The organism is Anabaena catenula FACHB-362 (genome assembly GCF_014698735.1).
Taxonomy (GTDB): Bacteria; Cyanobacteriota; Cyanobacteriia; order Cyanobacteriales; family Nostocaceae; genus Anabaena; species Anabaena variabilis_A.
Window position 1 is genome coordinate 23,476 of record NZ_JACJTQ010000026.1, and the last position, 16,187, is coordinate 39,662.

The window sequence follows — 16,187 nt, forward strand, 5'->3', positions numbered from 1 at the left end:
GAGTCATGAGTAGGAATTTTCCTTCTCTGCCCCCTGCCTTCTTGCTTGACAGGAACGGATTCAAGTTTATCTGAGTCGTGGTTGAGTATGAAACAGCATCACAACTTAGATAAACAGACCTTTGATTTGTCAAATATCCCCTTGAAATTAGGTAATTCAAGTCCAGACACAAGCAATCCTCGGTATTGGTTCAGCCATTTGAAAGTTGGCCAAAAAATTGGTATTGGATATGGACTGCTTTTGAGTATTGCTGTGTTGGGAACTAGTATTGGCTTTTTGATTGCGGATCATTACCAGCGACAAGCCCAGAAACGGGAAGAAGCAGCAATTGAAGAGTTATATCAAATCTACCAACTCAAAACCATTGTATTTCGTGTTCGTACCAACCAACACAAGCTGATTTTATATATGGAACAACCAAAAAGATGGCAAGAGCAATATACTTTATTACTGAGGTATGTTGAGCAAGCTAGACAAATTTGGTTTGATTTCCAAGCTAACTACAATATTGAAAAATCAATTATCTATGATTCTATAATTGAGAAAAAAGCTATTTATCGCTTATTACAAACCTACAAAGGATTTGATGCTTACTTACAACACACGGGAGGTTCTTTTCAAGATAACAATCCTAGTAAATTATCACCAAATGAGATTAGAACAGCACAAACCCAACTGTTTAATTTCATGCACGGTTCATCAGTTTTTATGATTGATGATTTTCTTGATGATATTTCGATGCTTGTGGAAGTAATAGCCGAGGAGTATCAGCAAGCTAATTGGGAACTGAAAAGGGCAGAAAAATTACGTTTATACATTATTTTAGGTAGTTTATCATTATCAATTGCGATCGCCACATTATTAGCAATTTACACCAGTCGTACCATTGCGCGTCCTATTCAATTAGTCACTCATATTGCTCAACAGGTGACAGAAGAATCTAATTTTGATTTGCAAGCACCAGTAACAACTAATGATGAAGTTGGGATTTTAGCAGCTTCTCTTAATCGTCTCATCCTGGAAGTTAAGCAACTCATTAACATCCAAAATGATGCTAATGAACAACTAGAAGTATACAGCCAGATTCTCGAAGAAAAAGTACATGAACGAACGCGGGAGTTAAACGAGAAAAATCTCAGTTTAGAGTTGACATTAGAAAAATTGCGTCGTACTCAAGCTCAACTTATAGAAACAGAACAAAATGGTGAGTAAGGGAACTCCAAAAAATCTGCAAATTTTATGCTTGCTTGGCTTTTTCTCTTAGTAATTTCCCTATTGTGACAGTTGGGGTGTGGAATGTGGGCTATAAGTGTTTTCACGCAGGGCAATTAGGACACTAAATGATTATAAAACCTAGATACCAAAAGACTTTTCAAACCGCGATAAATCATTTCTAATGACAATACCTTCGCCAAATTACGAGGGTTCAACAGCTGTAGAAATATTGTGAATACGACAAGCGAGAGGTAAGCTTGGCAAAAATCTGGGCTAATAAAATAGGCTCAGGTTGTTCTGGAAGAATACAATACTGTAAAGACGTTTCATATAGCGTCAGCTTCCCGTTGAGTAACGTCCCTAACTTTTTATTTCATCGAGAACAGCCCACAAAAAACCTAACCCCCTTCCCAATGAGGAAAGGGAGAAAATTCAAAATCTCTCTCTTTCTAGAAGAGAGATTTAGTGATAGGTTTTCCAGACACCCTGTATTAGTTTAAAAGATATTAGGAATTACGCGAGATTAGAAATTAAGAATAATACAAACCGTCAAAATGCAAAATATCAATTAACAAACAGCCTGACGAGTCTTTTCCGCGTTTATGGGTTTAATTAGGTAAAGTTTTAACATATACCAAACGATGTTTTTCATCAAAGGTATTTTTTTGAAAAACTTGACAATTAGCCCACGCTTACTGTTATTGAGTTCGATGATTTTCTGATTATTGATTGCACATTGTTCCAAATACCAGAAAAAGTAGGGGTGATTTGTATTCAAGATAATGGGAAATGCTCTCGCTGCCGTTTTGTTGGTTTCTTCAATTACCTGATTATTGTATTTACGAGGATGAACTCCTAATATTTCATAGAAATTAGCCCGTTCAAATACAGTCATTGTGTGGGTAACAAACACCGTTAATAAGAAGAACCGCACCCATAACCGCGCTTTCCAATTATTCCATAACTGGGGTTGAGAACGTAACAAAGCTTTGAAGAAATCCCCGTGTCTATTTTCATCTTGACACCAGCTTTCAAACTTCCGAAACAGTGGATAAAACTGGAAATCTGGATTTTTTTCCATATGGCGATACACTAAAATATAACGCCAATAGCCAATTTTCTCTGATAGGTAAACTGTGTAAATTACCCACTCTAGAGGAAAAAAGGTATAAGTTCGATTTTTAGTTAGATAACTTAAGTCAAGGGAAAGATTAAAATCTGCCATTGACTTATTTAGAAACCCTGCATGACGGGCTTCATCTCGTGCTAAATAATCAAATGCTTCTGATAGCAAAGGATTACTATCTTTGATCCGACGAGATAATTCTTTAAACAGTAAAAAACCTGAAAATTCCGAAGTACAGGAACGTTCCAAAAAGTCAATAAAGGCTAGTCTTTTCTCTCCCTGAATGTGATCCCAAGACTGTTTAAATTCATCATCACGAACGAAGTGATGGCGGTTATAATCAGCCTTGAGTTCTTCAACTACTGCCCTTATTTCCTCCTCATGATCAGAAATATCCATTTTTGCCACAGCATCAAAATCTGTGGTATAAAAACGGGGAGTTAATAATGTTTCTTGAACCGGTGCTTTGACACCTGGTTTCAATAACTCAACTGGGGGAGTTTCTAAAGACTTAACCATGATACTCCTTTTGCTATTTTATGCTTTTAAAATTATCTAAGCATAAATAGTTATTAGTAGTCATCAGTTAAATTATTGAAACTAAATTGTACCAAATCATCTGAGCAGCTTTAGTAATTGGATGAATTTTTAGCGGCTTAGTGATGCAGAATTCTCAATAATGCCACCGTTATCAATTGCACTATAAGTATCATTGTTTGCCAAACCTAACCAAGGATCAGAACTAGGAGTTAGAAACAGTTCAGCATAAACTTTTTCATTGAGTTTATTGACATCTAATGTTTCATTTCTTTGGGAAAACCATTGATGAATTTGCCTATGTAGCATATATTCATTTCTCACTGTATCCAGAGCCATGACTGTTTCAAAATTACTAATTACTCTGGATAAATTATTTTTGCTGGTTGTATTTGGTAACTTCTTAGCTTGAATTAAAGCTATACTATTACCATCAAGTTTAGCATCACTTTGGTATATTTGCGCTAATCCGTTCCAAGTTGCCTGATCAATAATTTCTAAAGGATTAGATTTATTATCTAATGTCTCAGGTTGAATCGCATTGATAATAGGTCTTTCTACGACGGACTTAGAAACTGCGAGAGAACCTGCAACTCCAGCACTAGGAGATAAAGTAGAATTATTGGTCAGTGGTACTAACTGAGGTGGAGACTGAATACCCAATTGGGATAAATCTGCTCTCCATTGGTTTTGAATTCCATCCAGCTGACGTAGATGATACTGTTGTAATAAATTTTCGTATTTTGTACCGCTACTTTTACCCAACTCTGTTGCAATTATTTCTGCTTCTTTTAGTTGTTTAAGAAAAGCTTTTGGTCCATACAGTCCGGGAATAGCATCAATGGGACGACCAGAACTATCTAAAATGTAATGAATACTGTTCCCCGTAATTGTTCTTTCTAACTTGCGTCCGTCACCAAAATCAATTGTTACTTTGGGTACAGGACGTACTGTTTGCCAATGCAAAATAAAGTTTTCTCTTAATAGTTGAGAAATTTCTGCATTTGGATATAATGCTACTCTAAAAAATCGGCTGTTAGCACAACTCAAGTCTGTATCTAATCTACCTAACAACCGCAAAGAAAGGATTGGTTTACCACTAGTTTTAGCAGCAGCTTTAGCTTGTTCTAAATCCGTGTACCAATACAATTTAGATGCATAACAATCTCGTTGTTGGCACAATATGTCTAAAGCTGTTTTGATTTGTGGTGAAGGTTGGGATGTTAATTCATTAGCATGGGATTTGAGAAAGGTTTGTAATCCCGTTGCTCCCTGTTGACGTAATCTTGTAACTTCTTCACTTAGTTTTGATGTGTTTAAATTGGTATCCTGCGTATAACCAGCTTGGGAAAAAACGCAACCAGCTAAAATAAAAATAAATGGGAGTTGCAAATTAGTAAACTTCATGGTTTTAAAAGTGATTTAGTTGAATGTTCCCAGTATGGCACTTAATTTTTGATATATCTACTTGCTAATTTTTCTGGTTATATACATGAAATTAAGTAATTATTCCATATCTAAGGTAATTTTGCCTTGAAAAGCAACATGTAGAGTAAATTTACTCAGGAAAGTCTAAAGAAATATGAATATCTTTATATTTATTAAGAAGATTAATAGTTAAATATTTTGTAAGAGATCAAAATAGCCAGGATATATTCAGCCGTGATATTTGCTGGATAGATTAGTGCAGAGAGTCCATATCTCTACAATAGCAATCTTCTCACTGTGACATCGACGGTGAACTGATAAACAAGTCGGTGACATTCTAGAAACTTTGCACTTGAACAAGAAGGAAGCAATAATGAGTAATAATTTAGCAATCAAACTGCGTTCTGGTACTCAACAAGCTCATACAGACGCAGAAAATGTCGGCTTCATGAAATGTTTTGTCCAAGGTGTTATTGATAGAGACTGCTTTATTCAGTTGTTGAAGAATTTGTATTTTGTTTACAGTGAACTAGAAGCAGCAATTGAGAAAAATAAACAACATCCTGTTATTAGTGTAGTTTATTTTCCTGAACTAAAGCGCCAAGCTTCCCTAGAAAAAGACATGGAGTTTTATTATGGAAGTCAATGGTACAAGAGAATCTCACCTTCAACTGCTGCTCAAAATTACATTGCTCGTATTCAAGAAATATCTGCTCATGAACCTGCATTATTGTTAGGTCATTCATATACTCGTTATATGGGTGATCTTTCTGGAGGACAAATGCTACAAAAAATTGCTCAGTCAGCTTTAAAATTGTCTGGATATGAAGGAACTTCCTTTTACAACTTTGAGCAAATTCCAGATAAGCAAGCATTCAAAAACAAGTATCGTCAAGCATTAGATACAGTACCTGTAGATGATACAAATGCTGATAAAATTGTAGCAGAAGCTAACCATGCTTTTTACTTGAATACGCAGATAATTAAGGAGTTAGAAAGTATTTTAATTCTAGCTCTTGGTCGAGCTACGTATAATGACTTAATTTGATTAGGTAACTCTGCAAATTAATGAAATTATGAATTACGCAAAATATCTCTTAAACTCTTGTTATTTTGCGTCTTTTACGGTTTATTAAAAATAGTAGAATTCACAACTAAACTAGTTTGTGTAGTCGTGAATTCTATTTACTACAACTGGTTTATAGTATTTTTGATCAAAACCGGGTTTCTTAACGTAAGTCCTAGCTAGTTCGTTTCAGTCTTCTAAACTGAAGCATACAAATATATTGGCAATTAGTAATCAAAAAAATTGTCAATCTTACAACACCAAATTGGGAAAAATAACCGTGAGTATTCCCAATTCAAAATTGCTATGACCACTAGGAACTAAACTTAAAGATACTCGGAGGTTTTGATGGTCTTTCTATTACCTGGTGTAAAATTTGATCTGGATCTGATTAAGAAGTATGATACTCGCGCACCCAGATACACTAGCTACCCACCCGCTACAGAATTAAGTGAGACATTCACTACTAAGGATTTTCAAGCTGCAATTACTGCTTCTAATCAACGACAAACACCCCTATCTTTGTATTTCCACATTCCCTTTTGTCAGAGTGCTTGCTATTTTTGTGGCTGTAATACGGTGATTTCTAGTAATAAGAATATTGCCAAACCCTACCTAGAACATTTGGTGCAAGAAATCCAAAACACCACAGCTTTGATTGACACAAGTAGGAAAGTGCTTCAGGTTCATTGGGGTGGTGGTACACCTAATTATTTGGAACTTCACCAAGTTGAATTTTTGTGGAACAAGATTAATCATTATTTCAACATTGATTCGCAAGCTGAAGTCTCAATTGAAATTAACCCGCGCTATGTGACTAGAGAGTACATCCAGTTTCTGAAAGATATTGGCTTTAATCGCATTAGTTTTGGTATCCAGGATTTTAACCCACAAGTGCAAGTAGCGGTGAACCGTATTCAACCAGAAGCAATGCTGTTTGATGCAATGGGTTGGATTAAAGAAGCTAAATTTGATAGTGTGAATGTGGATTTAATTTATGGTTTACCCTACCAAAATCTTCAGACTTTTCGGGAAACTATACACAAGACCATTGCTTTAGATCCTGATAGAATTGTGGTGTTTAATTTTGCTTATGTACCGTGGATGAAACCTGTGCAGAAAAGGATTCCCCAAGATGCATTACCCGCAGCACAGGAAAAGTTAGATATGCTGAAAATGACTATCGAGGAGTTAACAAGTAACGAATATCTGTTTATTGGGATGGATCATTTTGCGAAAACTAATGACGAATTAGCGATCGCTCAACGTCATGGTACTCTAAAACGTAACTTCCAAGGTTACACTACTCACGCGGAAACGGAACTTTTTGGTTTTGGTTCCACATCGATTAGTATGCTAGAAGATGCTTATGCTCAAAATCACAAAGGATTGAAGGACTATTACCAAGCCGTTACAGCAGGTATAATCCCTACTAGTAAAGGTGTCAAACTAAGCCAGAATGATATCATCAGACGGGATGTCATTATGTCTATCATGTCTCACTTTCAGCTACATAAGTCAGACATTGAAGCCAAATACCACATCAGTTTTGATCAGTATTTCTCTCCCGAATTAGAGGAGTTAAAACCCTTAGAAGCTGATGGATTAGTCAATTTATTAGCTGATGAAATCCAAATTACCGATACTGGTAGATTATTGGTAAGAAATATTGCTGTCATCTTCGATACTCATACAAGAACCAGAGAGACAAAATTCTCTCGCGCAATTTAAGTATGGGTAATTGGTAATTGGTAATTGGTAATTGGTAATGGAGTAAGTAGAAATTTATTGGTTTTGACTTCTGAATTTTCACTTTATTATTACCTTTACCTGTTACCAGTCCCGAATATGACACAACCTATTTTTATGCATCATCCAAAAGTAATATTACGACGCTTAAATATGGGTACAGCAGCTTTTAGCGGTTAGTAATAAACCTATTTTTTTCCTGGGCTTTGTCAAGAAGTATCTTACTTTATTCACCTGCAATCTGCTGCACTATAGTAGCACAATTGAAAATACAAGAAATACAAAAAAATAAGTTTATTTTTAATAAGTCTACCTTTTGATTTTTACATTTATCTCATTTGGTAGAAAGAAAGGTAATTAATAATTGATAAGTTTAATACTGGATGAGTGAGATTTTTAAGGAAAGAAAAAATAATGAATATAATTGCTTGGATAGTTCTAGGACTATTAGCTGGCGCTCTTGCTAAAGCTGTTTATCCTGGTTATCAAGGTGGCGGAATTCTCTCAACCATAATTTTAGGTATTGTTGGCTCTTTTATTGGTGGGACTTTGTTCACACTAATCCAAACAGGAACCCTGCAATTGACATCTACTAGTTTAAGTATTCCTGGACTTTTTGTAGGAATGATTGGGGCAATAATTGCGATTTATCTATGGGGATTATTTAAAAGTAGTAGTAGAGCTTAAATTTGGATTTTACGTTGTTTTGGATTTGATGTAAATTCGCTGTAAATTTTGAATTAGTTGTATGTTTTTCCACAAAAAAGAACCTATTCATGCAGTCAAAGTTGATGAAGCTAACCCCCGTTTTGCACAATTACTTCTAGAACAATTCGGAGGAGCAACAGGGGAACTTTCAGCAGCTTTGCAATATTGGGTACAATCTTTTCATGTAGAAAATCCTGGTATCCGCGATATGCTCCAAGATATTGCAATTGAAGAGTTTGGGCATTTAGAGATGGTGGGTAAACTCATCGAATCTCATACCAAAAATTCCGATCAAACAGAAGCTTACAAAAGTACTCTTTTTGCGATCCGAGGAGTTGGTCCCCATTTTCTTGATAGTCAAGGTAATGCTTGGAGTGCAAAATACTTGAATGAAGGCGGCGATGTTGTGCGTGATTTACGTGCTAATATTGCGGCGGAGGCAGGCGCTCGTCAAACCTATGAAGCGTTAATTAAGCTGGCAACAGATGAGGGAACTAAAAACACTTTAGTGCATCTATTAACGCGAGAAATTTCTCATACCCAGATGTTTATGAAGGCTTTGGAGTCTTTGGGTAAGTTGACTGATCCTCTTTTTGGGAATATTCAACCTGATGAAAGCGTTTCTCTCTACTACAACTTATCGACAAATGGCAACGAGCAAAATGAGCGCGGTCCTTGGAATTCTGAACCAACATTTCAATACATCGCTAATCCCCTAGAAACTCATTCTTAATGATTGATGGATTTTAATTGGCTACAATTTTGCATTAAATAGGGTGGGCTTTTAGTTGTCCACCCTTCCAGCGCCACTTGCTAAAAGTCGGTAAATCCGCCCCAGGCAGTGGCTCTACCATCAGAGTTTTAATGATAGATAATATGCAAGTTAGATTTCCATCAGTCAATAATTTAAAACGTCACTACACTGCGAATTGATTCTCCTCTGTGCATCAAATCGAAAGCATCATTAATTTTTTCAATTGGCATAATATGGGTAATTAAATCATCAATATTTATCTTGCCATCCATATACCAATCTACAATTTTTGGCACATCTGTACGTCCTCTTGCACCACCAAATGCTGAACCTTTCCAAACCCTTCCAGTGACTAATTGAAATGGACGAGTGCTGATTTCTTTTCCCGCAGCAGCTACACCTAGAATTACACTTACTCCCCAACCTTTATGACAGCATTCTAATGCTTGACGCATGACATTAACATTACCAATACATTCAAAACTATAATCAGCTCCGCCTTTTGTTAAATCTACTAAATAAGGAACTAAATCACCTGCAACTTCTTGGGGATTGACAAAATGTGTCATGCCAAATTTTTCTGCTAAAGCCCGTTTGTTGGGATTGATATCTACCCCAACAATCATATTTGCACCTACCATTCGCGCCCCTTGGATGACATTTAAACCAATACCACCCAAACCGAAAACTACAACATTTGCACCTGGTTCTACTTTAGCTGTGTTGATTACTGCACCTATACCTGTAGTCACACCGCAACCAATGTAACAAACTTTATCAAAAGGTGCGTCTTCTCGAATTTTGGCAACGGCAATTTCTGGTAATACGGTATAATTAGCAAAGGTTGATGTACCCATGTAGTGATGAATCATTTCTCCACCGATACTAAAACGACTAGTACCGTTGGGCATGACACCTCTTCCTTGTGTAGTGCGAATTGCTTGACAAAGATTGGTTTTAAAACTTAAGCAATACTCACATTGGCGACATTCGGGTGTGTATAAGGGAATTACATGATCTCCGGGTTTTACACTTTTTACTCCAGCCCCTACTTCTACCACTATACCAGCGCCTTCATGTCCCAAAATCGCCGGAAATAACCCTTCAGGATCAACACCGGAAAGAGTGTAAGCATCAGTATGACATACCCCACTGGCTTTAATCTCAATTAATACTTCTCCAGCTTGTGGTGCTGCTAATTGTACGGTTTCAATCGTTAGCGGTTTACCTGGGCTGTAAGCTACTGCTGCTTTAACTTCCAAAATTTAGTTCTCCTGATATTGACTTTTAATGAGTTTATCTCAGCAAATGGATACATAAATTTATGATTTTGCTGTCTTTTATATGATATGCATAAAGATTTTTTTAGTAACCACTTGCCAAACGACTTTTTGATATAGTACATTTGTACGATTACAAGAGAAATCCCCCACCTCACAAGTGGGGCTTTATTTTTTCTTTCGTTGTTTATACATTGCTCAAACTCAAGAACTCCCAGAGTTTGTTAAAATCGCATTCACTGGTTTAGAGTGGTAAAAGGCGGCAGCATCTGTCTTTGTCTGGGCCGCAACCACTGTCTAATTTATCCACTTCTGCGATTATTTAAGTCTGTACAAAAGCCTATGAAACCTGCCCTTACTAAAATTGGCTCTCAAATGTCTAACTTAACTGGTGTGAGAGCGATTATGAAAGATATTAACGAAACCCTCAGAGCTAGTAAGGGACAGGAATTATATAATTTGAGTGCGGGAAACCCGTTGATTTTACCAGAGGTAGAACAGTTATGGCGGGACTGCACAGCAGATTTATTAGCTAGTTCTGAATATGGTGAAGTTGTATGTCGTTATGGTTCTAGTCAAGGCTACTCACCATTAATTGACGCAATTGTCAAGGATTTTAACCAGCGTTATGGGTTAAGTTTAACTGAGCGTAACATTTTAATCACTGCGGGTAGTCAAACTATCTATTTTTACGCGGCTAATGCTTTTGGTGGATATACGATTGATGGCGGTTTAAAAGAGATTGTGCTGCCATTAAGTCCAGATTATACTGGCTATGGTGGTGTTTGTTTATTCCCAGAAGCTTTGGTTGCCTATAAACCCACTCTAGATATTGATACAGCCGCCCACAGATTTAAATATCGTCCTGATTTTAACCAACTTTCGATTACAGAAAATACTGGTTGTGTGATTTTCTCTCGTCCTTGCAATCCTACGGGTAACGTTTTAACTAATGATGAAGTTCATAAAATTGCGGCTTTAGCTGCACCTTATGATGTCCCTGTGTTCATTGATTCAGCTTATGCACCTCCTTTCCCGGCGTTGAACTTCACAGAAATGACTCCGGTATTTGGGGAAAATATCCTGCACTGTATGAGTTTATCAAAAGCCGGATTGCCAGGAGAAAGAATTGGGGTAGCAATTGGTGATGAAAAGCTAATTCAGGTTTTGGAATGTTTCCAAACCAATGTGGGAATTCATTCTTCTCGATATGGTCAAGCGATCGCTGCTCGTGCGATAGAATCAGGTACATTAGCGAATATTGCTGAAAATGTAATTCGTCCTTTCTACCAGAAAAAGTTTGATGTGTTAGAAAGCACTTTAGAAGCAGCAATGCCCAAAAATTTACCTTGGTTTTTACATCGTGGTGAAGGAGCGATTTTTGGTTGGTTATGGTTGCAAGATTTACCCATGACTGACTGGGAATTTTACCAGGAATTAAAGAAAGTGGGTGTCATTGTTGTCCCTGGTAGTAGTTTCTTCCCTGGTTTAAAAGAGGAGTGGGAACACAAACACCAATGTCTGCGAATTAGTTTAACTGGTAGTGATGAGGAAATTACTATCGGTATGCAGCGTTTAGCTAAGGTTGCTGAACGAGTTTATCAAGTTGCGCCTGTGAGTGTGTAAGAGAAATGAACCGCGAAGACGCAAAGAACGCGAAGAAGAAGAAGCAAGGGAAGGCTGTAGGGGCGGGGTCTCCCCGCCCTCCTAAACCTAAAACTCCTAAGCCTCAGTCCCCAGTTCCCAATCTTGATGATTGGTTGGAAATTGGTAAAATTGTTTCACCTCAAGGTTTAGCTGGGGAGTTGCGGGTTTATCCTAATACTGACTTTCCCGAACGCTTTGAGGAACCGGGAACACGCTGGTTATTACGTCCAGGGGAAACAGAACTTCAACAGGTAGAGTTATTAGATGGGCGGTATATTGAGAATAAGAATCTTTATGTGATTAAATTGGAGGGAGTAAGCGATCGCCATCAAGCTGAAAATATGCGTGATTGTCGATTTTTTGTCCCAATTAGCGATCGCCCAGAATTAGACGAAGGGGAATATCATGTTTTAGACTTGATAGGATTGCAAGTCTTCATGCAAGAATCTGGGGAATTTGTAGGAACAGTGGTGGATATATTACCTTCAGGTCATGATTTATTAGAAGTACAATTAGATCCAGCTTTTGCAACTAATAAAGAAGAACCAGCAACGGAAAAAGAACGAAAAAATGTTTTAATTCCTTTTGTTATGGAAATTGTTCCTGTTGTAGATTTAGAAACCCGTCGAGTTGAAATTACTCCTCCCCCCGGTTTGTTGTCAATTAATGATTAGTTTTTAATAATTGTAGGTTGGGTTGACGCAAGGAAACCCAACATGATCGAGACTTTATTGAGTTGCACTATCGCTGAACAAAACCTACCAATAGAGTGAAATTGAGATCCCCGACTTCTTTAACAAATTGGGGATTTGCATACTAACTATAAATCATCATCTAATTCATCAGGATTAATGCCTAACTGACGCAACCTTTCTGCTAATTGTTCAGATTTTCTTTTTGCTTCAGTCGCTTCTTGTTTAGCTTCTTTAGCATTTTCCTCAGCAAGAATAGCTCTTTCTGTCGCAGCAGCAGCTTGTTCTGTAGCAGCAACAGCTTCCTCTGTAGGTTCAGGAATTAATTCTCCTTCGAGTGTAAACCACCTTAACCACAACTTAGAAATCCCTCGAAATGAACCTTCCCATAATCCTAAACTTAACCCTAATTCTGGCATTGGTAAACGCCCTTCAGTCAAATTCATCGGTTCATAATGACCACCGACTAAATTAAATGGGCGGAGTTCATTAGTATAACGACTAAAAACAATATAATAAGGAATCCGCAAAATGCGCTCATAAACTTCCCATTTTGTCGGAGGTTTATCTTTTTGACTTTCCTTATTACCTAAATCTTCATCTTCTGTACCAGGAGATAATAATTCTACCACCACAAAAGGATTTACTGTTTCTTGCCAAGTAACGTAACTTAAACGTAAATCTTGACCTTTATATAACCTGGAAACTCCAACAACACCGAACCAATCTGGACGTTTATACCATAAAGGATGTTCAAGATCATAATAAAGATTAAGATCCGCAGCACTATAAACAAGTTCTGGACTCCAGTTTATAGGTTGAAAGGTTAGGTATAAAAGTAAAGGTTGTAAAAAATGAAATTCGTCTGGCAAACCGGGTTCCTCTGGGTTTTCACTAGGTAAATCATACATTGTCGGTAGGTTTTCCCAAGGGGGAAGGGGAGGATCTGATTGAGAAATCAGGAGAGGGGAGAAAGTCATAAATAAATTAAATAAATTTCGCTTCCTTAAATTCTAGTTTAACAAACTCTTATAATACAAGAACAACAAGATCCTTGACCTCTTTAAAAAGTCGAGGATCTATGTTTATAATTACCTTTTAAATTTCCGTTCCAAGAAAGCGATAATTTCTCCCCAAGCTGAAGTAGCAGCAACAGCATCAAAACGATAACCATCATCTCTCATAAAAGTATGTTCCGCTTCATAACAGAAAAGTTGATGAGGTATTTTTGCAGCTTCTAAAGCATTAATTATCGTATGTCGGTCATTTTCTGGAATATGTGGATCTTGAGTTCCGAAAATTAACAACATTTCTCCTTTAATTTCCTCAAATCTGTGAATAGTGTCCGCCACACCTTTACCTAATTTACCGCTAGGAATACCAGTAGGATAACAAGAAACACAAGCTTTAATTTCACTTTCAAAAGCAGCGCGAAAAGCTAAATGTCCACCAATACAAAAACCCAAAGTGCCGATTTTATCAGCAATAACTGAATTATCATTTTTGAGAAAATCAATTACAGCACGAGTATCAGCATCATATTCAGAAATTAACGTGCGTCGTGCATCATCATTACCGCGCATTCTGCCAAGATCATTAGGTTCAATCACAGAACCCACAGGTTCAATGCGGTGAAAAATTTCCGGTGCGGCGACAACATAACCAAAACCAGCTAAATAATTAACTAACCGAATTATGGCATCACCTAACTGATAAATATCACTGTAAAAAACAATTCCTGGATATTTACCCTCTGGTTTAGGAGATGCAACATAAACCCGCATTAAGCTATCATCTACTCTTAATTCAATATTGCGTTTAACGATTTGCATTTTTCGTTTTTTGGTAATGTGTTAATTTGTAATTCTTCAGATTTAATAATAATCAGTAAATTTTCCCAAAATACCCGATTGTTTAAAGAAGCCAGGGATCTCTGAGTTATGATATACAGAAACAGGGTTATAAAAGCAACATCCTATGATTGGTAATATCCTCCGTCAACGTTACCAGATTGTCAAAGAACTAGGTGCAGGTGGGTTTGGTGAAACTTACCTCGCAGAAGATTTAGATATTCCCGTTACTCCTAAACCGACTTGTGTCGTGAAACGGTTAAAACCTACAGAAATTGACCGAGATATTAGCCGTTTATTTGAACAAGAAGCACAAATTTTATATCAATTAGGACAAAATTACGATCAAATACCTAAATTGTATGCCTATTTTCAGGAGAATCAAGAATTTTATCTGATTCAAGAATTGATTGATGGATATGATTTAACTCAAGAAATAAGTCCTGGCAAAAAGTTGAGTGAAGATGATGTAATTCAACTGTTACGAGACATTTTAGAAATATTGGCTTATGTTCATGACAATAAAGTTATTCATCGTGATATTAAACCTGCAAATATAATGCGCCGCAAAGATGGAAAATTAGTATTGATTGATTTTGGAATAGTCAAACAAATTAATACTAATATTGCTCTTAAATCTGGCTTCACTAGCAGTAGTATTATTAACATTGGAACATGGGGATATATGCCTTCAGAACAGGCTATCGGTAAACCTAAATTGAGTAGTGATATTTATGCTTTGGGGATGACAGCAATTCAGGCATTAATTGATCTGTCTCCCCATTTATTACCACACGACGAAGATAATGATGGGGAAATTGTTTGGAGTGATCAAGTTCAAGTAAGTGATAAGTTGGAGCAGTTCATAAATAAAATGGTACGTTATGATTGGCGACAACGTTATCGAGATGCAAAGGAAGCTTTAGAGGAATTAAATCAAATTTTTGGAATTGTTAAACAGCAAAATATGCTTCCATTAACACCAACTCAATCAAGTAAAGATTGGTTTGAAGAAGGAAATAAGCTACTTGAGTTAAAACTTTACGAAGAAGCAATTATATCTTATGATAAAGCCATTGCTATCAATCCTGATGATGATAATGCTTGGCATAGTCGAGGTGTTGCTCTAGGTAATTTAGAAAGGTATACAGAATCACTCACATCTTTCGATAAAGTCATTGTTATCAATCCTGATGATGATAATGCTTGGTATAACCGAGGTTTTTCCCTACAAAAATTACAGAGGTACATGGAAGCACTTGAATCCTATAACAAAGCTATCACTATCAAACCTGATAGCGATCATGCTTGGTATGGGCGAGGTTCTACCCTAAATAAATTAGAAAGATATGAAGAAGCGATTATATCCTTCGATAAAGTTATTGCCATTAAACCTGACAACTATTTTGGTTGGTGGTCTCGAAGTGTCAGTCTATTCAGATTGGAAAGGCATGAAGAGGCAATACAATCATGCGAAAAGGCAATCGATATTAAGCCAGATAATCAAGAGTTAATTAATTTTATGAATAGCCTGAAAGATTTTATGGATAGCATAAAAAATTGGAATGATTTGAATGACTCATTAAAGCAATCACAGCAGCTTAATTAGTCAATTACAGTAGGAATTAATTTCGCTGTTTTATCAGCTTTATTGATTTAATTCAACAGCGATTACACACAGCAATGAAAATTTCACAAATTAGATAATCATGATATAAAAATTATGTTAGATTATACAATCAGTTCCGGCAACATCTTTCAAGATTTAGGATTTGCTAATGCCGAAGAAAAACTAGCCAAAGTTAAATTAGCTTCTGTCATTGCTGATATTTTAGAACAGCAAAAAATCACACCTCAACAAGCTGCACAACTTTTAGGGTTAGAAATTGAAAAAGTAAATAATTTAAGTAATGGGATTCTCAAAGATTTTACAATTGAGAATTTATTAACTTACTTAATAAAATTGGTACAAAATATAGAAATAGTGGTAACAAATCAAATTTCAAATAAATCTAATCCTCAAATTAATGTTGTTTATCAAAGAATAGCTTAATTTAAGTTCATATTACTACTAATAAATGTTGGGTTACGCTGTCGCTAACCCAACCTACTTTTATTTTAAGAAAAAATAACTT

The 16,187-nt window shown here is 36.4% G+C and carries 14 protein-coding genes; 9 read left to right on the forward strand and 5 right to left on the reverse strand.

What is annotated here, in order from left to right:
- Window positions 1-87: 87 nt before the first annotated feature.
- Window positions 88-1,212 carry a HAMP domain-containing protein gene (locus H6G68_RS16740; RefSeq protein ID WP_190907651.1) on the forward strand — a complete coding sequence of 375 codons (1,125 nt, stop codon included), beginning with the start codon at window positions 88-90 and terminating at the stop codon, window positions 1,210-1,212.
- Window positions 1,213-1,783: 571 nt separating this feature from the next.
- On the opposite strand, the gene acsF is transcribed toward H6G68_RS16740, so the two are convergent.
- Entirely contained in the window at window positions 1,784-2,860 is a 1,077-nt protein-coding gene (gene acsF, locus H6G68_RS16745; protein WP_190907652.1) for a magnesium-protoporphyrin IX monomethyl ester (oxidative) cyclase, read from the reverse strand.
- Window positions 2,861-2,989: 129 nt separating this feature from the next.
- Entirely contained in the window at window positions 2,990-4,285 is a 1,296-nt protein-coding gene (locus H6G68_RS16750) for a thioredoxin domain-containing protein (RefSeq protein ID WP_190907653.1), read from the reverse strand.
- A gap of 394 nt (window positions 4,286-4,679) precedes the next feature.
- Here H6G68_RS16750 and H6G68_RS16755 point away from each other — a divergent pair, with 394 nt between their 5' ends.
- From H6G68_RS16755 to H6G68_RS16770, 4 genes are all read left to right on the forward strand, one after another.
- Entirely contained in the window at window positions 4,680-5,354 is a 675-nt protein-coding gene (locus tag H6G68_RS16755; RefSeq protein WP_190907654.1) for a biliverdin-producing heme oxygenase, read from the forward strand.
- A gap of 366 nt (window positions 5,355-5,720) precedes the next feature.
- Window positions 5,721-7,103, forward strand: coding sequence for an oxygen-independent coproporphyrinogen III oxidase (gene hemN / locus H6G68_RS16760; protein ID WP_190907655.1), 1,383 nt, complete (start codon window positions 5,721-5,723; stop codon window positions 7,101-7,103).
- Window positions 7,104-7,535: 432 nt separating this feature from the next.
- On the forward strand, window positions 7,536-7,808 hold the full coding sequence (locus tag H6G68_RS16765; protein WP_190907656.1) for a GlsB/YeaQ/YmgE family stress response membrane protein: 273 nt from the start codon (window positions 7,536-7,538) through the stop codon (window positions 7,806-7,808).
- 61 nt (window positions 7,809-7,869) lie between these two features.
- Window positions 7,870-8,562, forward strand: a complete 693-nt coding sequence (locus H6G68_RS16770) for a manganese catalase family protein (RefSeq protein WP_190907657.1) — start codon at window positions 7,870-7,872, stop codon at window positions 8,560-8,562.
- A gap of 173 nt (window positions 8,563-8,735) precedes the next feature.
- Here the strand turns inward: H6G68_RS16770 and H6G68_RS16775 are convergent, their stop codons facing one another.
- Window positions 8,736-9,845, reverse strand: coding sequence for an S-(hydroxymethyl)glutathione dehydrogenase/class III alcohol dehydrogenase (locus tag H6G68_RS16775; RefSeq protein ID WP_190907658.1), 1,110 nt, complete (start codon window positions 9,843-9,845; stop codon window positions 8,736-8,738).
- A gap of 360 nt (window positions 9,846-10,205) precedes the next feature.
- Between H6G68_RS16775 and H6G68_RS16780 the strand changes: the two genes are divergently transcribed.
- Both H6G68_RS16780 and rimM read left to right on the forward strand, forming a co-directional pair.
- The gene (locus H6G68_RS16780) at window positions 10,206-11,489 is read left to right on the forward strand and encodes a valine--pyruvate transaminase (RefSeq protein WP_190907659.1); all 1,284 of its coding nucleotides are present in this window, start codon (window positions 10,206-10,208) and stop codon (window positions 11,487-11,489) included.
- 5 nt (window positions 11,490-11,494) lie between these two features.
- On the forward strand, window positions 11,495-12,184 hold the full coding sequence (gene rimM / locus H6G68_RS16785; RefSeq protein WP_190907660.1) for a ribosome maturation factor RimM: 690 nt from the start codon (window positions 11,495-11,497) through the stop codon (window positions 12,182-12,184).
- A 146-nt stretch (window positions 12,185-12,330) separates the two neighbouring features.
- Here the strand turns inward: rimM and H6G68_RS16790 are convergent, their stop codons facing one another.
- Together H6G68_RS16790 and H6G68_RS16795 are read right to left on the reverse strand one after the other, a co-directional pair.
- Window positions 12,331-13,182, reverse strand: a complete 852-nt coding sequence (locus H6G68_RS16790) for a Uma2 family endonuclease (protein ID WP_190907661.1) — start codon at window positions 13,180-13,182, stop codon at window positions 12,331-12,333.
- A gap of 111 nt (window positions 13,183-13,293) precedes the next feature.
- Complete coding sequence (locus tag H6G68_RS16795) at window positions 13,294-14,034, reverse strand: dienelactone hydrolase family protein (protein ID WP_190907662.1); 741 nt, start codon at window positions 14,032-14,034, stop codon at window positions 13,294-13,296.
- A gap of 145 nt (window positions 14,035-14,179) precedes the next feature.
- On the opposite strand from H6G68_RS16795, the gene H6G68_RS16800 reads away from it, so the two are divergent.
- Together H6G68_RS16800 and H6G68_RS16805 are read left to right on the forward strand one after the other, a co-directional pair.
- Complete coding sequence (locus H6G68_RS16800; RefSeq protein WP_190907663.1) at window positions 14,180-15,661, forward strand: protein kinase domain-containing protein; 1,482 nt, start codon at window positions 14,180-14,182, stop codon at window positions 15,659-15,661.
- A 114-nt stretch (window positions 15,662-15,775) separates the two neighbouring features.
- Window positions 15,776-16,105 carry a helix-turn-helix domain-containing protein gene (locus tag H6G68_RS16805; RefSeq protein WP_190907664.1) on the forward strand — a complete coding sequence of 110 codons (330 nt, stop codon included), beginning with the start codon at window positions 15,776-15,778 and terminating at the stop codon, window positions 16,103-16,105.
- Window positions 16,106-16,187 lie beyond the last annotated feature (82 nt).